This is a genomic window from Cellvibrio sp. UBA7661, assembly GCA_002483365.1.
In the GTDB taxonomy this organism is placed as follows: Bacteria; Pseudomonadota; Gammaproteobacteria; order Pseudomonadales; family Cellvibrionaceae; genus Cellvibrio.
The window spans coordinates 231,687-251,603 of sequence record DLHT01000017.1 but is presented as its reverse complement, the minus strand read 5'-3'; the positions used below and the strand labels follow the sequence as shown (position 1 = coordinate 251,603).

General features: G+C 45.1%; 16 protein-coding genes and 1 tRNA gene. 2 read left to right on the top strand and 15 right to left on the bottom strand.

What is annotated here, in order from left to right; translation table 11 throughout:
- The first annotated feature begins 2 nt into the window (after positions 1 to 2).
- Positions 3 to 824 carry a glycosyltransferase family 2 protein gene (locus B2739_RS14305; protein WP_331346525.1) on the top strand — a complete coding sequence of 274 codons (822 nt, stop codon included), beginning with the start codon at positions 3 to 5 and terminating at the stop codon, positions 822 to 824.
- 41 nt (positions 825 to 865) lie between these two features.
- On the opposite strand, the gene B2739_RS14300 is transcribed toward B2739_RS14305, so the two are convergent.
- From B2739_RS14300 to B2739_RS14290, 3 genes are all read right to left on the bottom strand, one after another.
- Positions 866 to 1,291: a hypothetical protein gene (locus B2739_RS14300; protein ID WP_331346524.1), complete on the bottom strand. Its 426-nt coding sequence runs from the start codon at positions 1,289 to 1,291 to the stop codon at positions 866 to 868.
- A gap of 66 nt (positions 1,292 to 1,357) precedes the next feature.
- Positions 1,358 to 2,392 carry a Stealth CR1 domain-containing protein gene (locus B2739_RS14295; RefSeq protein ID WP_331346523.1) on the bottom strand — a complete coding sequence of 345 codons (1,035 nt, stop codon included), beginning with the start codon at positions 2,390 to 2,392 and terminating at the stop codon, positions 1,358 to 1,360.
- A gap of 21 nt (positions 2,393 to 2,413) precedes the next feature.
- Complete coding sequence (locus B2739_RS14290) at positions 2,414 to 3,229, bottom strand: glycosyltransferase (protein ID WP_331346522.1); 816 nt, start codon at positions 3,227 to 3,229, stop codon at positions 2,414 to 2,416.
- A gap of 228 nt (positions 3,230 to 3,457) precedes the next feature.
- On the opposite strand from B2739_RS14290, the gene B2739_RS14285 reads away from it, so the two are divergent.
- Positions 3,458 to 6,316, top strand: a complete 2,859-nt coding sequence (locus B2739_RS14285; RefSeq protein WP_331346521.1) for a valine--tRNA ligase — start codon at positions 3,458 to 3,460, stop codon at positions 6,314 to 6,316.
- Positions 6,317 to 6,514: 198 nt separating this feature from the next.
- On the opposite strand, the gene B2739_RS14280 is transcribed toward B2739_RS14285, so the two are convergent.
- The 12 genes from B2739_RS14280 to zwf all read right to left on the bottom strand — a co-directional run bounded on the left by B2739_RS14280 (position 6,515) and on the right by zwf (position 19,875).
- A tRNA-Ser gene (locus B2739_RS14280) sits at positions 6,515 to 6,605 on the bottom strand.
- Between the two features lie 243 nt (positions 6,606 to 6,848).
- Complete coding sequence (gene csrA, locus B2739_RS14275; protein WP_012486997.1) at positions 6,849 to 7,040, bottom strand: carbon storage regulator CsrA; 192 nt, start codon at positions 7,038 to 7,040, stop codon at positions 6,849 to 6,851.
- Positions 7,041 to 7,259: 219 nt separating this feature from the next.
- On the bottom strand, positions 7,260 to 8,507 hold the full coding sequence (locus tag B2739_RS14270; RefSeq protein ID WP_331346520.1) for an aspartate kinase: 1,248 nt from the start codon (positions 8,505 to 8,507) through the stop codon (positions 7,260 to 7,262).
- 153 nt (positions 8,508 to 8,660) lie between these two features.
- A complete protein-coding gene (gene alaS / locus B2739_RS14265) occupies positions 8,661 to 11,288 on the bottom strand; it encodes an alanine--tRNA ligase (RefSeq protein WP_331346699.1) in 2,628 nt (875 codons plus the stop codon).
- Positions 11,289 to 11,327: 39 nt separating this feature from the next.
- Positions 11,328 to 11,522, bottom strand: a complete 195-nt coding sequence (locus B2739_RS14260; protein ID WP_331346519.1) for a Trm112 family protein — start codon at positions 11,520 to 11,522, stop codon at positions 11,328 to 11,330.
- A gap of 90 nt (positions 11,523 to 11,612) precedes the next feature.
- A complete protein-coding gene (locus B2739_RS14255) occupies positions 11,613 to 13,445 on the bottom strand; it encodes a C13 family peptidase (RefSeq protein ID WP_331346518.1) in 1,833 nt (610 codons plus the stop codon).
- 53 nt (positions 13,446 to 13,498) lie between these two features.
- Positions 13,499 to 14,314 (bottom strand): M23 family metallopeptidase, encoded by an 816-nt coding sequence (locus tag B2739_RS14250; protein WP_331346517.1) that lies wholly within the window; start codon positions 14,312 to 14,314, stop codon positions 13,499 to 13,501.
- Between the two features lie 77 nt (positions 14,315 to 14,391).
- A complete protein-coding gene (gene pyk / locus B2739_RS14245) occupies positions 14,392 to 15,837 on the bottom strand; it encodes a pyruvate kinase (protein ID WP_331346516.1) in 1,446 nt (481 codons plus the stop codon).
- A gap of 11 nt (positions 15,838 to 15,848) precedes the next feature.
- Positions 15,849 to 16,856 (bottom strand): type I glyceraldehyde-3-phosphate dehydrogenase, encoded by a 1,008-nt coding sequence (gene gap / locus B2739_RS14240; RefSeq protein WP_049629290.1) that lies wholly within the window; start codon positions 16,854 to 16,856, stop codon positions 15,849 to 15,851.
- Between the two features lie 111 nt (positions 16,857 to 16,967).
- Complete coding sequence (gene eda, locus B2739_RS14235; protein WP_331346515.1) at positions 16,968 to 17,600, bottom strand: bifunctional 4-hydroxy-2-oxoglutarate aldolase/2-dehydro-3-deoxy-phosphogluconate aldolase; 633 nt, start codon at positions 17,598 to 17,600, stop codon at positions 16,968 to 16,970.
- A gap of 83 nt (positions 17,601 to 17,683) precedes the next feature.
- Positions 17,684 to 18,394: a 6-phosphogluconolactonase gene (gene pgl / locus B2739_RS14230; protein ID WP_331346514.1), complete on the bottom strand. Its 711-nt coding sequence runs from the start codon at positions 18,392 to 18,394 to the stop codon at positions 17,684 to 17,686.
- A complete protein-coding gene (zwf, locus tag B2739_RS14225; protein WP_331346513.1) occupies positions 18,388 to 19,875 on the bottom strand; it encodes a glucose-6-phosphate dehydrogenase in 1,488 nt (495 codons plus the stop codon). The genes pgl and zwf overlap by 7 nt, the downstream gene beginning before the upstream one ends.
- Positions 19,876 to 19,917 lie beyond the last annotated feature (42 nt).

The following is a 19,917-nucleotide window of genomic DNA, read 5'->3' as shown; positions in this document are numbered from 1 at the left end:
TTATGACACCGCAAAAGATGGGCGTAGTCATTACCACCTACAACCAACCCAAGTGGCTCAAAAATGTGCTCTTCGGCTACGAAGCGCAACGTCATAATCATTTTACTGTGATCATCGCCGACGATGGCTCAGGCCAACCCACACGCGATGTGATTGAATTTTTTCAGGCGCGCGGTAAATTAAATATCCAGCATGTATGGCATGAAGATAAAGGCTTCCAAAAATGCCAAATTCTTAATAAAGCTATCGCGCAAACCGATTGTGATTATTTAATTTTCACAGATGGTGATTGCATCCCCGAACCCGACTTCATCAGCATTCATCAGTCACTCGCACAACCGGGTTATTTTTTATCGGGTGGATATGTAAAACTCACAACACCAGTATCAGAAAAAATTACAGAAGCAGATATCGCAAGCGGCATTATTTTCAATATCGACTGGCTCAAAAAAGCAGGCCAACCTGCAAGCCATAAACTATGGAAACTACTCAAAAACAAAACTCTCAAAGCGTTACTCAATGCCGTTACTCCCACCAAAGCTACCTGGAACGGCATGAACAGTTCCACATGGACAAGCGACATCAAAGCCTGCAATGGTTTTAATGAAGATATGCAATACGGCGGCTTGGATCGCGAATTGGGCGAACGTTTATACAACCACGGCCTGAAAGGAAAACAAGTTCGCTACAGCGTCAATTGTTTGCACCTGGATCACCCGCGCGCTTACGATAATCCGGAAACCTGGAAAAAGAATTACGCGATTCGTAATGAAGTGAAACGTACAGGAAGATTTTGGGCTGAGAATGGAATAAAAAAGCCTTGATTATAAATCAAGGCTGGCGATCATAATAATAGTTAAAGTAATTAGTAAGTAACTACATCCATAATTACCGTCTCATCACCTTTCGGCTCATGATTTTCATGTACTGATTTGAACTCCAAAACCGAAACATTTCTATTAACGCTAAATGAAAGCGTCGAGCCATCTTTTAGCACATCTTGCTCTCCCACTACCACACCATCAGCGATTACAATTAAATGTGCTTTAAATTTATCACCCACTTTGTCATGAGCACCAACAGCAACAGTACTTATATAACGGTTTGGCTGATAGATTATTTTTAACGAGTCATTTTTTCCACAAATTTCTCCGCCAATACACAACCCACTACCTGGGTTACCATTTGTAAAGTTAAGGTGAACATAAGATGATGTTGAGTAGTGAGTGTATGAAGAAGCCATTACACTTGAAGATAATAACGCGCAAAAAATAAAAAAGTACTTTTTCATATAAATCTCCTTGAAATAATAATCGCCAGCAAAAACACTGTAGCAAAAAACCAATTTTTAAGCAATTTACTTAGTGTAAAATTTATTTATTAGCAATTCATTAAGCAAACCCACTTTAACATTTAACCAATTAAGAATTAATTCTTTTTGTTGAGTTGGCGCATTTTCCAAACTCTGGATACACACAAATACAAAGCTGTCATCCCGCTCAGCTTGAGCCAACTTTGCCTTAATCCGAACAAGAGCTTGATCTGCTGGTTTTAGCTGCAAGGTTTTAGCTGTCTTATCGACAATCGCATTACCCATTTTGATTTCGTAATGTGCGCTAAACCCTTCGGGCACAAACTGCTCTGCAGAGCGCAATCTAAAGCTGAGATTTTTATCCAGTGCTGCAGGATGATCAGAAAAATACGTTTTCCAAGAAGATCTTTTCCATGGATGGGGATTATGCTCTAACTCAAATACCTTCTCTGTGTACCCCAACATTTGAGCAGCGTTTTCCTGCACACCAATAAACCTCACCCGAGCATCTGCCTTATTCTGTTCTTGCCCTCTTAGCATTTTAAAAAAGCGTGATATTTTCTTGGCAAACCGCTTGCCTGTTTGTGCGCGCCATTCTCCATGCAGAACAACTTTCCCCCCTCGAAAAAAAACAGATGGTTCTACTGGACGAATTAATGCGAAATCATCATTTAAAAATAAAAATTGCTCAGCAAGATCAGGAACTCTCCATAACATGCTAGAAATCGACATGCTATTAAACGTTGGCAGATATTGTTCATAGCCAGAAAAAATAACGCTATGATCAATAATTTTTACGCGAGACTCGTACGGGGTTCCATCCAACTTCGCTATAAAATCAGGTTGCTGCTGATCTGTAACAATAAATATTGTTCTAATCCAAGGCGCGAACCGCAAAAGTGACACAACGCAATACTCAATTTCACCAACGCTACTAAATCTTGCAGGGTTAGCAGCTTGCGGACGCACACTACCAATACTATTCAAGTAATCGTCCAACTTGGCTTTATGGTGCGGATCTGCTCCGTCAACCCAAGTAATCACCGCATCAATAGGCTCTCTGTCGAATGTTGTATTCATCTATATAAAACGTCTCAGTCGCTAGCAGAATTTATAGTATTCACATAAAGCCAACCACTGCTGGTAGTTGCCATCTTGCTTTACATTTGTTTTTTTCAACGATTCTTTTTGTGATGCAATAATAGGGATAGGTTTGTTTCCCGGATTACTTGAACGACGAGTTTCTGTTCCCGCACGATACGACATTGCTTTGAACCACAAATCATCTGCTCTCGGCGTTAACTGCAAGAACAACTCACGATTTTGTACATCTTCATGCAGTGAGTGCGGAGGGTATAGAACACCGCCATAACCGATCGGCATTAACCAAGGCGCTGAAAAATCCGTGCGCGACTCGGTTTTCCATTGATCATAAGGTGCGGGCACCCCTCGTCCTGAAAAAGCAATGAGACGGCACTCATGCGCAATAACTGAACGCGGGTAACGCAGATGATCATCGTACAGACGCTCCAACCAGGTAGAGTTGTACATCAAATCATCATCGCAAGTGACAATAATTTTTTCTGGAAATGCCGCCAAAGAATGGATCAATTTGCGATGCGAACAAGTCAACTCAACATAGCGGATTTCAAATACTGAATTTTGCAGCTGACTTAAAGAAGCTGGCAAATATTCCCGCAACTGCTCATTGAGCCATAAAATTATTTTTTCGGGTCGCTTCGATTGCAACAACAAACTGCGGATGGTCAGATGAATAATATCCAATCGACTGGGAATGGATGTAAGTGAAACTATTACCGGCAAAACAAGTGCCTCTTTTCGCTCCAGCTCACTGACTTTTACAGCCGCCAATTTACGCGCAGTCCACCAGGATAACGGCAGTTCTTTTAGTTTCATTACAACATCCTACAATTAAACAACCCAAACGATACCGTTAAAGTTCAGGCCTGTATCTTAACATTTCATCTGGAATAATCCCTTAACCGAATGAAACAAATGGCAATCCAACCTAGGCCATATCAGCCGCAGACTGTATAATCGCTAACCCAATTTTTAGACCATTCCCGCACTCGTCCGGCCATATTCCGGGCGTAGCGCCAAGCCCAAAAAGAGCCTGTTATCGCTATGGAAAAAACCTACGAACCCCATGCTATTGAACGCCAGTGGTACCAAACCTGGGAAGATAAGGGCTATTTCAAGCCTGCAGGTGACGGTACGCCTTACAGCATGATGATCCCACCACCTAACGTTACCGGCAGCCTGCATATGGGGCACGGGTTTAATAATGCGGTGATGGATACGGTTATTCGTTATCGCCGGATGAAGGGCGACACAACGTTATGGCAAGTGGGAACTGACCATGCGGGCATCGCAACGCAAATGGTGGTTGAACGCCAGCTAGCAGCACAAGGTATAAGCCGCCACGATCTCGGCCGTGAAAAATTTCTTGAGAAAGTGTGGGAATGGAAAGAACAATCCGGCGGCACTATTACCCGTCAGATTCGCCGCTTGGGCTCCTCAGTAGATTGGAGCCGCGAGCGTTTCACTATGGATGATGGCCTTTCAACTGCTGTGCAAGAAGCTTTTGTCCGTTTGTATGAAGATGGATTGATTTATCGCGGCAAACGCCTCGTCAATTGGGATCCTAAATTACACACCGCTATTTCTGATCTGGAAGTGGAAAACCACGATGAAAAAGGTTTCTTATGGAATCTGCGTTATCCGCTAGCCGATGGAGCAACGACCGCAGAAGGTAAAAATTATTTAGTGGTTGCCACCACGCGCCCCGAAACGATGTTGGGCGATAGCGCAGTAGCGGTACACCCTGAAGACGAGCGCTACAAATCGCTGATCGGGAAATATGTGCTTCTCCCTCTGGTCAATCGTTTGATTCCCATCATCGCCGATGATTATGTCGATCGTGAATTTGGTACTGGCTGTGTAAAAATCACACCTGCGCATGATTTCAATGACTATGAAGTTGGCAAGCGCCACAATTTACCGCTAATCAATGTGCTCGATAAAAATGCTGCCATTCTCGGAGCAGCACAGATTTTTAATTTGGACGGCAGTCTAAATACTCAACTTGACGGCACCCTACCCGCCCAATACGCCGGACTTGATCGCTACGAAGCACGCAAACGCATTGTTGCTGATTTCGAGTCAGCGGAATTACTCGAAAAAATCGACGATCATGGCTTGAAAGTACCGCGCGGCGATCGTTCAGGTGTAGTTATCGAGCCATGGTTGACTGACCAGTGGTATGTAAGTACCAAGCCATTAGCTGAACCCGCAATCGCAGCAGTTGAAGACGGTCGTATCCAATTCGTACCAAAGCAATATGAAAACATGTACTTCTCTTGGATGCGCGATATTCAGGATTGGTGTATCAGCCGTCAATTGTGGTGGGGACATCGTATTCCTGCATGGTATGACGCAAGCGGTAAAGTGTACGTGGGCCGCAATGAAGCAGAAGTGCGCAGTAAATATAATCTCGCTGCCGATGTCGCTTTGAATCAAGACGAAGATGTGTTGGATACCTGGTTCAGTTCCGGCCTGTGGACCTTCTCAACACTCGGTTGGCCAGAGCAAACTGAATTCCTGAAAAAATTCCATCCAACCGATTTGTTGGTAACCGGCTTCGACATTATTTTCTTCTGGGTTGCGCGTATGATTATGCTCACCATGCATTTGGTGAAGCATGAAGATGGCACACCGCAAATTCCGTTCAAAACGGTTTATGTGCATGGTTTGGTACGCGATAGCCAAGGCCAAAAAATGTCAAAATCAAAAGGAAATGTGCTCGATCCACTCGACATTATTGACGGTATCGATTTGGAAACATTGGTACAAAAACGCACCACAGGATTAATGAATCCAAAAGATGCTGCAAAAATCGAAAAGCAAACTCGCAAAGAGTTTCCTGAAGGCATTCAAGCCTATGGGACCGATGCGCTGCGCTTTACCTTCTGCTCACTGGCATCAACTGGTCGCGATATCAAATTCGATATGGGCCGCGTAGAAGGTTACAGAAATTTCTGCAACAAAATCTGGAATGCGACTCGCTATGTATTAATGCAATGCGAAGATCAAGATTGCGCGCAAGATGGCTCAACTGATTACGAATTGTCGGTTGCCGATCGCTGGATTATCAGCAAACTGCAATTAGCTGAAAAAGCTGTTGCAGAAGCACTTGATACCTATCGTTTGGATTTGGCAACCCAAGCAATTTATGAGTTTATTTGGAACGAATACTGCGACTGGTATTTGGAACTATCCAAGCCAATTTTGTTTGATAAATCCGAAGGTAGTGATGCGCGCAAAAAAGGTACTCGCCGTACATTGATTCGCGTACTCGAAACTATTTTGCGTTTAACTCATCCGTTAATGCCATTTATCACTGAAGAAATCTGGCAAAAAATCAAACCGCTCGCAGGCGCAACTGGCGAAACTATTATGCAAGCCAACTACCCTGTAGCCGATGAAAGTAAAATTGATCAACAAGCACTGAAAGATGTTGAGTGGCTGCAATCAGTGATTTTGGGTGTGCGCAATATTCGCGGTGAGATGAACATATCTCCAGCGAAGGATCTGAATGTACTGTTTAAAAATGGAAGCACAGATGATCAGAAGCGATTGCAAGAAAACCAACAATTCCTCAAGAAGCTTGCCTCTCTTGAAAGTGTTACCTGGTTAAATGCCGGTGATGCAGAACCCATGTCTGCGACTGCACTTGTGGGGCAAATGGAAATTCTTGTTCCTATGGCAGGAATCATCGATAAAGATGCTGAAATCGCACGATTGACAAAAGAAAGTACAAAATTACAGCAGGATATTGACCGCACCGAAACTAAACTGGCTAACGCAGCGTTTGTTGAAAAGGCACCTGCAGAAGTTGTTGCAAATGAACGCAATCGTGTTGCTGAAAACAAAATTGCTGTAGAAAAATTGCGTGAGCAAATACAAAAAATCAGCGCACTATAATATTTATTATTTGCGACTCACAAAAAAGCCGATGTGAAAACATCGGCTTTTTTTATTGAAGTTTTTTATTCGTATAAAGCGCGCTGAGTATCGCTGCAATTAGCACCATCAACTTACAACAAGATATAAATAAATTTTGTACCAATAAAAAAATAAAAAAGCCCAATCTTTCGATTGGGCTTTTTTATTTAAAATCAATGGCGGAGAAGGGGGGAGTCGAACCCCCGATACCCTTTTGAGGTATGCTCCCTTAGCAGGGGAGTGCCTTCGGCCACTCGGCCACTTCTCCACATCTGTTGAAACAAATAAGCTCCGCTTCAACAGGTGCGGCATAATACCATAATTCTCTAAAAATCAAAGTCTTGAAGATAAATTTAGGGAATAAAATGGCAATTATTTTAATGTTGCATATTTTGCATACACTTGGAAAAACATTTAACAAAAAGTGATCGCCATAAACGCCTACGCGGCGAATGACTGCTCATATCGCCGCGTAGTTGAAAAGCATTGAACAACAAAACGTTTAACTAAATTAATTGTCTTGTTCTTCCTGATTCTGCTTTTCGCGTTGGATACGCTGATAAATCTCTTCGCGGTGCACAGCAATATCTTTAGGAGCATTGACACCTATACGAACCTGGTTGCCTTTTACGCCTAATACGGTAACAGTCACCTCGTCACCTACCATCAAGGTTTCGCCAATACGGCGAGTCAAAATTAACATCTTTAATCTCCTTCACTCATCCTGTAAGAGTACGACTAGACACCCCTTGCCACCATCGACCCCCAATAGCCCCTTGTCGTTTCCTGACAACTGAATGTCTGGTTTAAGTATCGTCTACTTTTCACGAAAGGGAAGAAACCTCCAGCATTTTTCTATCTATTTACGTTATAGACAGCAATGCAGCTCAAACACCTTAACTAAACCGCACTTCTAGAAAACCTAGCCCCTCACACGGCTTTCTGACGGCTCGGCATCCAAACCAAAAGCGGTGTGCAGACTACGCACAGCCAACTCCAAGTAACGCTCATCAATAATCACCGAAATTTTAATTTCTGAAGTGGTGATCATTTGAATATTGATACGATCTTCTGCCAACGCAGTGAACATACGTGATGCAACACCTGCATGGGAGCGCATACCAACACCCACGATAGATACTTTAGCTACCTTATCATCGCTACGCACTTCGCGCGCACCGATCTCCTGTGCTACCGCTTGCAACACGGCAACAGCTTTGCTCATATCATTTTTGTGAACAGTAAATGTCAGGTCAGTAGTGCCATCAGCTGACACGTTTTGCACAATAACATCAACTTCTATATTGGCTGCGCCAATTGGAGCCAATATTTTTGCAGCTACGCCAGGGGTATCAGGTACACCAGCAACGGTGACTTTGGCTTCATCGCGGTTAAATGCAATACCGGAAACAATAGGTTGTTCCATAGTTAAATCTTCCTCGTCGAGGGTAATCAGGGTTCCAGGGCCTTCTTTGAAACTGTGTAACACACGCAGAGGCACCTTATATTTACCAGCAAATTCTACAGAGCGGATTTGCAGAACTTTAGAGCCCTGACTAGCCATCTCCAGCATTTCTTCAAAGGTAATTTTTTCCAGTCGACGTGCGCGCTCACAAACACGCGGATCGGTGGTATATACGCCATCTACATCAGTATAGATCTGACATTCATCAGCTTTAAGTGCAGCCGCGAGCGCAACGCCCGTAGTATCTGAGCCGCCACGGCCAAGTGTTGTGATATTGCCTTGTTCATCAACACCTTGGAATCCAGCAACGACGACAACACGACCCGCATTAAGGTCAGCACGCATATTCGCTTCATCAATCGACTGAATACGAGCTTTGGTGTAGGAATTGTCAGTTAAAATGCGTACTTGGCCACCCGTATAAGAACGCGCATCAACACCGCGCTTCTTCAGAGCCATACACAGCAATGCAATAGTGACTTGCTCGCCAGTAGACACCAGAACATCAAGTTCACGTAGATCTGGAGTTGTCTGGATCTGTTGGGCTAAGCCAATCAATCTATTGGTCTCGCCACTCATTGCAGATAGCACAACTACCATATCGTGCCCTTGGGCACGAAAACTGGCCACCTTATCGGCAACTTGCTCTATTCGCTCAATCGAACCGACTGAGGTACCACCGTATTTTTGAACCAATAAGCTCATTCCAGCCTATCCTTCTATATGTAATAAAAAGTGCCAACACTTACTAACCAGATCACAAAAAGGCGTCAATTAAACACCAGATCGCAAAAAAAGTTAACCCAAGCAGGTGACAAAAAGCAGATTAATCATGCTTTCGCTCTCATTAATAGCTTGTCAGCCAAGCTGATTTTTTACCCAAGGTACAACAGAGGCAAGTGCGTCATCCAAGGCAAGGATGTTGGTACCACCACCTTGAGCCATATCAGGACGGCCACCGCCTTTACCGCCCAGCTGCCCCGCAACATACCCCATCAAATCGCCAGCCTTGATCTTACCTGTGACATCCTGGGTGACGCCTGCGACCAAAGCAACCTTTTCATCCTCGACTGCTGCCAATAACACTACTGCCGAGCCCAACTTATTTTTAAATTGATCCACTGTCTCACGCAGAGACTTGGCGTCTGCCCCCTCCAAATTCAAGGCCAACACTTTGATTCCCGCCAGATCAATAGCTTGCGACAGGACATCGCCGCTCCCGGCAGTTGCCAATTTTGTTTTTAACGCTGCAAGATCTTTTTCCAATTTGCGGTTCTGAATAACCAATGCATCCAATTTTTCGATCAATGAATCGCGATTTGCTTTAAGGCTACGACCTGCCGCATCAAGCAATGACTCTACATAATCAAATTGCTCAAGCGCCTTAACTCCTGTTATCGCTTCTATACGCCTCACACCTGCTGCAACACCCGACTCAGAAACAATCCGGAACAACCCAATGTCTCCGGTACGCTTAACATGAGTACCACCGCATAATTCAACCGAAAATCCATCTCCCATGGTCAGTACCCGAACGGTATCGCCGTATTTTTCGCCGAACAAAGCCATAGCGCCTTTGGCTTTAGCTTCATCCATATTGCATAACTCAGTCGCAACAACAGAGTTCGCACGAATTTGATCATTGACCAGTGTTTCTATTGCCTTCAATTGTTCAGCAGAGACGGCTTCGAAATGAGAAAAATCAAAACGTAAACGCTCCGAATCAACTAAAGAGCCTTTCTGGGTAACATGCTCTCCCAATATTTTGCGCAGAGCAGCATGCATTAAATGGGTTGCAGAATGATTGAGAGCCGTCGCTTGACGCACACCCGCATCTACTTTCGCAGAAAAAGTATCACCAACAGAGATTGCCCCTTGAAGAACGCGCACAATATGTAGATTAGATACCCCTTGCTTCTGACAGTCCCGCACTTCTACACGATTACCACCCAGTTCAAGATAGCCGCAGTCACCCGCCTGACCGCCTGACTCTGCATAGAAAGGGGTTCGATCAAGAGCAACAGCTCCATCCTCGCCCTCTACAAGACGATCTACTTTTTTGCCATCTTTAAGTAAAGCGAGCACTTTGCCTGACTCGGCAAGAGAGCTATAACCAAGGAATTCACTCGCTGGCAAATCAAGTCCGGCCGCTGAGTAATCAACTTTAAAGCTACCAGCGGCACGCGCTCTGGCACGCTGCTCGGCCATTGCGGCATCATAGCCATCCTGATCGATCGTCAAACCGCGCTCACGCGCAATGTCTGCAGTCAAATCAACAGGGAAGCCATAGGTGTCATAAAGGGTGAAAACCACTTTTCCCGGGATTTCAGTGCCGGAAATTTTGCTCAACGCATCTTCAAGAACAGCAATACCTTTATCGAGCGTCTTTTCAAACTGCTCTTCTTCCTGCAGCAAAACCTTCTCGATATGCGCCTGATTCTTATGCAACTCGGGATAAGCATCCCCCATCACTTCGGCCAACGCTTTCACCAGCTTGTGGAAGAAAGGTTGTTTTTGCCCCAGCTGATTACCATGGCGAATTGCGCGACGAATAATACGACGCAGCACATAACCACGCCCCTCGTTGGAAGGCAAAACACCGTCACTTATGAGGAAAGAACAGGAGCGAATATGGTCAGCAATCACTCGCAGTGATTTGTTTTCCATATCGTGGTTACCCGTAGCATCAGCCGCTGCGCTCAACAAATGTTGGAACAGGTCAATTTCATAGTTGGAATGAACATGCTGCATAACCGCAGAAATGCGCTCTAATCCCATACCAGTATCGACAGAAGGTGCAGGCAAAGGGTGTAAAACACCATCAGCTGTACGATTGAACTGCATGAATACGTTATTCCAGATTTCGATGTAACGATCGCCATCTTCTTCTGGCGACCCCGGTGGCCCACCCCAAATATCAGCGCCGTGGTCATAGAAAATTTCAGTGCAGGGTCCACAAGGACCTGTATCGCCCATGGCCCAAAAGTTATCTGATGCGTAGGGTGCACCTTTGTTATCACCAATACGGATAATGCGCTCGGCAGGAACACCGACCTCTTTGTTCCATATATCGTAGGCTTCGTCATCTGATGCATAGACAGTTACCCACAGTTTTTCTGTAGGGATAGCAAGCCAGTCTTGGGACGTCAAAAACTCCCACGCGAAATGGATAGCATCGTGCTTGAAGTAGTCGCCAAAGCTAAAATTGCCCAGCATTTCAAAGAAAGTATGATGACGCGCGGTATATCCCACATTTTCCAAATCATTGTGTTTACCACCGGCCCGGACACAACGCTGGGAGCTGACAGCACGGTTATAAGAACGCTTATCCGCACCTAAAAAGCAATCTTTGAACTGATTCATGCCCGCATTGGTAAATAGCAAAGTAGGATCATTGCCGGGAATAAGTGAGCTGCTAGGCACAATGGTGTGCCCTTTGCTCTCAAAATACTTTAAAAAAGCATCGCGAATTTCAGCGCTTTTCATCATTTATTCAACTCGTCTTCGAATCTTGGGTATCCGCCCTCAGGCGTGATGCTGTTCCAGTTCTTCCGCGCTTAGCTTGCGCGCTTCATGCTCAAGCATCACTGGGATGCCGTCGCGAATCGGGTAAGCCAAACCACTTTCCCAACACACCAATTCCTGTTGTTCAGGGCGATAATCCAGCTCACTCTTGCTGACCGGACACACCAGAATGCTCAGTAGTTTTTTATCGATCATGATATTAAGTCGCGGTTAGTTCAGCCGGGGGCAGTATCTTACACTGCCAGTTACAGCCCTGTCTCTAGAACCACAAAGCTATAGTGACAATTAGGGTTTTAAATCGATAGAAACAGGAGCACCCAACCCCTGCTGCCACAGTTTTACCTGAGCAAGAACATTCGGATTGGGTACGATTTGCGGCTCGGATGCGATTATTTTTTGTTCTTTCTCCCAAGATTCAACCAAGGATTTAGCCTGATAAAAAGCTTGCTCAAAATCAATTCCAGGCTTAAGGGATTCTTGAAAATATGCTCGCCCGAAATATGTGGACCGACTATCGTCCGCACAACCAAAAGAAGTCTTATCTGCTGACGCAGCAGTCATGATGAGCGAATTTTCATCTTTCAGATCATCGATAAATCCTCCTGAATAGCAAGCGGAAAGCACTACTACACGATGCTTGATTCCGCTTGCTTTCAACTGGCCAGCCAACCATTTCGAATCGATGTCAGCCAGTTCCAATCCATTGTGATGAAGTGAAATTTTTTTATTTTTGGAACCATGGCTAGTGATATACAAGAAAAAAATATCATTATCTTTATCCATGCGTTCGGCAATACGGGAAATAGATGCACTAATACTCGTTAATGTTGCCATCGGTCTTTCATTTAATGAACGTTGACTATTGGCCAGGTAAATAGCTGTTGCACGATTTTCGTATTGAGCGCTGAATAAATTTTCAATTATCTTACTTTCGCGACGAAACACTTCCTCCAGACCATAACCTGCAACAACTAAACTATATAATTCGATTTTATTTGGGTTAGATACCTGCAATGAATTCAGTACCAGCTCCAGTTCATTAGCTTCTTTATAAAGAGCATACTCAGCTACCTCTTCTGGAGTAAAAATTTTAACTGTATCGCCACCATCCACTAATCGATCATATTCCCAACGCCCATCAATTCGACCAATACCATCAATCGGAGTTTGATAAATCAATGTGCCTTTCCCATGTTTTCTTCCGTAAGCAAACCCACCTTCATAAATATCACCGTTACTGGCAATTAATTTTCCTTGTCCATTATATTTTCCACTTTGAAATTCACCTGTATATCGCTCACCATTTTTTTCGCTATAGCTGCCATTACCTTCCAACTGCCCGTCTTGATATTCTCCTTCCCAGTGATTACCTGTTGTATCAGTTTGTATTCCCTTACCATTAAGCAGCCAGTTTTTGAATTCACCGACATACGTAAAGCCATCATTGCTAGTGTAAGCACCTGAACCGGTAAAATTATCCGCTACAAAATCGCCGCTATATTGGTTTCCCTGTCCATCATTAAAAACGCCTTGGCCATGCATTTTTCCCGCAAAAAAAGTCCCTGTATACTTCTCGCCGGTAACACGTGTTAACTCACCCTTACCCTGAATAATACCTTCAGCTACCTGACCGATATAAAAAGATTTATCCGCAAACAACCACTTGCCACGCCCATGCATTTTATTTTTTTCGAATTCACCCTCATATCTGTCACCACGAGGATATGTAAGAACACCATTACCATGAAATTGATTTGCAACGAACTCACCTTCATAGCGGCTACCATCTGGATAGGTCAGTACACCGCGCCCTTCCATTTGCCCGCGCACATAATTTCCCGTGTACGAGCCTGAATACACAGATGTGAATGTGCCCTTACCGTGCATCAGTTCCGCTAAAAACTCCCCATCGTATTCATCGCCATTACTCCAACGCATGCGACCTTGCCCCTCCAACTGACCTTGTGTGTTGAGGTCGCCAACATAGGTTGCTCCATCTGCAAAATTAAGAACGGGAGAAAACGCAAATCGCAAGTCACGAAATGTTCCTTGTGTCGCCATAAGTGTTAACACAACACCAGTACAAAAAGAAAAGGCAAGTAGAACCATGCGTTTCATATAAAATCCATTATCAACACTCATGAAAATTTACATACCAACAGCAACTATTTTTATTCTGCCGGCATAGGGGGTACGAGCAACTGCGGGTCAACGCGTTCCTCAAACCAGTTCATCCGCCAATCTAAATGCGGCCCCGTAGCACGCCCGGTTTTACCGACTTTGGCGATTGGCTGACCCTGTATAATTGCATCGCCTTTTTTAACCAAAATTTTGCTGAGATGAATAAACGTTGATGACAGACCATGGCCATGATCAATAATTAATGTCCCCCCTGAAAAAAACATATCAGGATGCACCAATGTCACCACACCACCTGCCGGAGCTTTTACTAAAGTCCCCACAGGCTTGGCAATATCGACACCATAATGTGGAGAGTTAGGAACACCATTGTAAAATCGCTGACTTCCATAAACGCCAGTGATAGGCCCAACGAGCGGCCATTCAAATTTCTGCGCAAAAAATATAAGCGGTAAATCAACTCTTCGAGCATCAGCCGCCATTTGCGCCTCACGTTTTGCGCGCTCAACTTGAGCAGGATCTGGCTCTACCGTCCGCTGTGGAACACCTGTCACTTTTTGAATTTTATAGGTACGCGACTTCACCGCAAATCGATGCTCGCGACGTAAACCTTCGCTATCAATGGTAATAAGCGTTGCGGTTTTGTCTGCATCGCGACCTAACCCAATCACAAATTCACCTGTTGGCGAAATGCGTAATAGTTTATTGCGATATTCCACAGACATGCCCTGTGGAACTTTACCGATCATCACCCCGCCCTGCTGCCATTCACCGGTGATTTCCAAGGCGGTGGAAACCATACTTGTCAACAGCATGAAAAAACCTACAACACTCTGATGCAATTTCACAATCGGCTCCGATAAAAAGGTAATTTTTGGACAAAAAAAACGGCAGCCCAGCTGCCGTTTTTTTTGTTTAGATACGATTATTTCATCGTCTCATCAACACGCAAAACCTTCATGGTATTCGTGCCACCCAGCAATGTGGTATCACCACTGGAAACAATCACCAGATCGCCATTAACCAAGGTGCCCTGCGCTTTGAGCATCGCAATTGCACGCACGAAATCATCAGCACAAGGGGCGCTGTTCGTATCAAATGCAATTGGTTGCACACCGCGATACATAGCCACTTTACGTTGGGTGCTCACATGACGGGAAAATGCAAAAATCGGCAACTGCGATCCAACGCGCGACATCAAGCGCGGCGTACTACCGGATTCAGTAAAGCAAATAATGGCTTTAACACCGTCCAAGTGGTTGGCAGTGAACATAGATGCCAATGCGATAGACTCATCAACAGAACTGAATGCCTGATCCATGCGATAGTTATCAAAACTCGCTGTAGGATGTTTTTCGGCACCGAGAATAATACGCACCATTGCTTCAACCGTTTCAATCGGGAAGCTACCCGCTGCAGTTTCTGCTGACAACATTACCGCATCAGTACCATCCAGCACGGCGTTAGCAACGTCGAATACTTCCGCACGTGTTGGCAACGGGCTGTTGATCATCGACTCCATCATCTGGGTTGCAGTGATCACAACTTTGTTCAACGCGCGTGAACGAGCAATGATGCGCTTCTGCACACCAATCAATGCAGCATCACCAATCTCTACACCCAAATCACCGCGAGCAACCATCACCGCATCGCTGGCCATGATAATGCTATCCAACGTCTCATCATCCGCTACAGCTTCGGCACGTTCAACTTTGGATACCAAACCTGCACGCCCACCAGCTTCTTGCATCAGTTTGCGCGCATAGTTCATATCTTCTGCTGAGCGAGGGAAAGATACAGCCAAATAATCCACATCAATTTCTGCTGCAGTTTTAATATCAGCGATATCTTTTTCAGTCAGTGCAGGCGCAGTCAAACCACCACCTTGACGGTTGATCCCTTTGTTGTTGGACAAAGGACCTGCCACTTTAGTGGTAGTGTAAATACGAGTGCCTTCAATTTTGTCGACAGTCAGTACAACGCGGCCATCATCGAGCAACAAAACATCACCGGCTTTACAATCGTTTGGCAACTCTTTGTAATCAATACCCACATGATGCTGGTTTCCCTCATCGCGCCCCAAAGCAGCATCCAAAATAAATTGGTCACCCACTTTTAAATAGATTTTGCCTTCAGCAAAACGTGCAACGCGAATTTTTGGCCCTTGCAAATCACCCAACACTGCCACAAAGCAGTTATGTTTAGCAGCCAATGCACGCACAGTTTCTGCACGGCGCTTATGGTCTTCGGGAGAGCCGTGTGAAAAATTCAAACGCACAACGTTAACACCTGCGAGAATCAAACGTTCAAGTACTTCCGGTGATTCAGAAGCAGGCCCTAAAGTACTGACGATCTTGGTACGTCTTAACATGATGGGCTCTCTTATTTAGCATTCATCAGGGCAATGGTGTTGTCCAACATACGGTTAGAGAAACCCCACTCGTTGTCATACCAGCTCAATACCTTCACCCATTTGCCATACACTTTGGTTTGCAATGAGTCATAGTTGGATGAATGAGGGTTGTGATTGAAATCGACTGATACCAGCGGCTCATCAACATATGCCAATACACCAGGCATTTCTTTTTCAGCGGCTTCTTTCATTGCTGCGTTGATTGCTTCAACAGAGACATCCTTTTCTACCAACACGTTCAAATCAACCAGAGATACGTTGATGGTTGGAACGCGCACAGAAATACCGTCCATTTTGCCTTTCAATTCTGGCAATACCAGACCTACGGCTTTAGCAGCACCTGTGGTGGTTGGGATCATTGATTGGGTAGCTGAACGCGCACGATAGATATCTTTGTGGAATACATCGGACAGCACTTGATCGTTGGTGTATGCGTGGATAGTTGTCATAGAGCCTTGCACAATACCGAACTTATCGTTCAATACTTTAGCAACAGGAGCCAAGCAGTTAGTGGTGCAAGATGCATTTGAAATAATGGTGTCCGTGGCTTTCAACACATTGTGATTCACACCGAAAACAACGGTTGCATCCACATCGGTACCAGGAGCAGAGATAATGACTTTTTTAGCACCTGCAGTTAAATGTGCACCCGCTTTTTCTTTGCTGGTAAAAATACCGGTACATTCGTAAACCACATCAACATTTAATTCCGCCCAAGGCAATTTGGATGGATCGCGCTCAGCGGTAATACGAATCGCATCACCATTAACGAACATTGTGTCGCCTTCGAATTTCACAGTGCCATTAAATTGACCGTGAACAGAGTCGTATTTGGTGAGATGCGCATTGAGGTGGGCATCACCAAGATCGTTGATACCAACGATTTGAATTTGGCTGCGCTTGCCTGATTCATATAGCGCACGCAGTACATTGCGACCGATACGACCGTAACCGTTAATTGCCACTCTGATAGTCATTACATTCTCCTAAGTAAACTTTCGCTGATTCTTTTGCTGTATAGGCACAATGCTGTGCCCTTGTAAGTTAAAAACACAGGGGCGCAATAATTGCGCCCCTGTTGGACTCAGTTAACGCGGCAGGCTAGCTGCTTCGCGGGCGAGACGCTCAATTTCATCCCAGCGTCCCGCTTTCATCAATTCTTTTGGTGCCATCCATGTACCACCGACACAGTGCACGTTAGGCAGTGCCAGATAGCTCGGAGCCTTAGCTAAATCAATTCCGCCCGTAGGACAAAAAGTAATTTGTGGCAAAGGACCAGCAATCGATTTAAGCATAGGAACACCACCTGCAGCCTCAGCAGGGAAAAACTTCTGGTGAGTAAAGCCTTGCACATATAAATTCATTGCTTCAGTAGGCGTCGCCACTCCTGCCAATAATGGAACAGGGCTCGCTTTCGCAGCCTCGATCAATGCAGGGGTAGTACCTGGGCTCACCAAAAATGTAGATCCCGCTTTTACCGCTTTTTCCAAATCACTCGGAGTGATAATAGTGCCTGCACCGATAACAGCATCTTCAGGCAATGCCTCTACCATTGCAGTAATGGCATCCAGCGCACAAGGAGTGCGCAAAGTGATCTCCAATACCTTCAAACCACCGTTATAAAGTGCCGTCGCCAAAGGCACAGCATCTTCAATACGCTCTACTACCATCACCGGTACAACTGGTGCTACTTTTACAATTTGATCAATAGTTAAAGCCACTGTATGTCCCTCGTTCATCAAAGAGGTTCGTAAAAAATCTTTATCAACAAAAATAAAGATTCGCTCAATAATTCGTTAAAAAATCAAGGCGCCCAGTAAATACTGACCGGAACTTGTTGTTGCTGTAACACCGCACGAATCGGCATTTCCCTGACATCAGTTCCCGTTTGGGCTGCACGTAATACGGCAAGCTTTTCCTCGCCCGTGATCAACAGCACCAATGATTTTGAGCGCAGCAACCCCGCTAAAGATAAGGTCATACGCTCTACGATAGCGCCGGTTACTTCACTTTGTTTTGCGATAATGGCTGCGCAAAGTTGAGTAGAATCCGGATTTAACGCTTCATCCAAGCCTTGTGCATAGGGAAACAATGAGGCGGTATGCCCATCGGAGCCCATGCCCAAAATCGTGATGTCAAATGGTTGAGCCAATTGCTGATATGCCGCCTCACAATCAACCAAACCTTCCGCTGCAGTTTCAGCAGAGTTTTTCATGCCTACCAAATTCGCTACTACTGCTTTGTTTTGGATCAGATGTTTTACAGTGAATGCTTCGTTGCTTTTGTCATGATCGAAATCAACCCAACGCTCATCAACCAAAGCAACGTAAATAGATTCCCAATCCAGATCCGAATTGCTCAGTGCTTTATAAAGCGGCTCCGGCGTACTACCGCCAGACACCATAAACGTAGCTTCGCCGCGCTCTTCAATCGACTGACGCAACGCCACTTCACATTCCACTTGCAACGCAGCAATCATATCTGCGCGATTATCGAATAAATGTTCGGTTACCATTCCTGATCAGCTCCCGATAAAACTTCATCAATCGAGAACCAACGGCGACGATCGCTTGCCATCAATTGCGCAGATGCTTGCGGCCCCCAACTACCCGCCATGTAACCATGCGGTTTATTTTCAGGGCGCTGCCATGCTTCAATAATCGGATCAATCCAAGCCCATGCTGCATCAACTTCGGCGCGGTGAATAAACAAGCTGGCATCGCCCGCTGCCGCATCCAACATCAAACGCTTGTAAGCGTCCGAATAGAAATCTTTGTAGGTATCAGCAAAGTTCAGGTTTAGAACAACCGGGCGTAAATGGGTTTCATGTTTTTCAAGATCCTTGGATACCATAATGATCTTGATGCTCTCTTCCGGCTGCAGGCGGATGATAAGACGATTAGGAGTAGCCGCACCTGCTGATTCAGGATATACACGATGTGCAACATCTTTATACTGGATAACGATTTCTGCAAAGCGCTGCTTCATGCGCTTACCGGTACGCAGATAAAAGGGCACGTTTGCCCAGCGGGAGTTGTCGATGTATGCACGAATCGCAACGAAGGTTTCGGTGTTACTCGTTTGCCCCAACTCTTCCAGATAGCCAGGAACTTGTTTGCCATCCATCTCGCCGGCAACGTATTGCCCACGCACAGTATTGTATTTAACGGTATTGCCCGTCAGAGGACGCAAATTCTCCAGCACTTTTAATTTTTCAGCGCGAATACGCTCAGCAGTCATTTTGTTTGGTGATTCCATTGCCACCAAACACAATAATTGGAGGATATGATTTTGCACCATATCGCGCAGTGCGCCCGCACCGTCATAAAAACTGGCGCGCCCCTCAAGGCCAACTGTTTCTGAAATGCTGATTTGGACATGGTCAATTGATTTTGCATCCCACAGATGCTCAAACATGCCGTTGGCAAAACGCAGTGCCAACAAATTTTGCACTGTTTCCTTGCCCAAGTAATGATCAATTCGGAAGATAGCCTCTTCACGGAAGTACTCGGCAATCTGGCTGTTGATTTCTTCTGCAGTTTTTGCGTCATAACCCAATGGTTTTTCAACGACAACACGCGCTTTATCCGTGATCAAATTACACTCATGCAAATGCTTACAACAAATACTGAATACAGACGGAGGAGTTGAAAGGTAGAAAACACGTTCGTTATTACCACCATTGTTCAGCAATTTTGCCAACGCATCCCAATGTTCATCTTTGGTACCAATATCAACGAATACCGGAAACAAGCGCTTGGCAAACTCATCCCAATCAGCAGCAACAAACTCATCAGCATTGAGATGTTTTTCCGCAGCTGCGCGCACTTTATCTTTGTACTCGGCAACCATTTGAGTATTACGGCAAGTCGGGATTATACGAGCACCAACAGGCAGGGAACCTTCGCGATGAGCCCGATACAAGCCGGGAATCAATTTGCGCAGAGCCAAATCGCCTGCGCCACCAAAGATGACAAAATCAAATGCGTCGAGCATGAGGAGTAATCCTGTTCGTGAATCTTGATAGTGGTTTTAGTT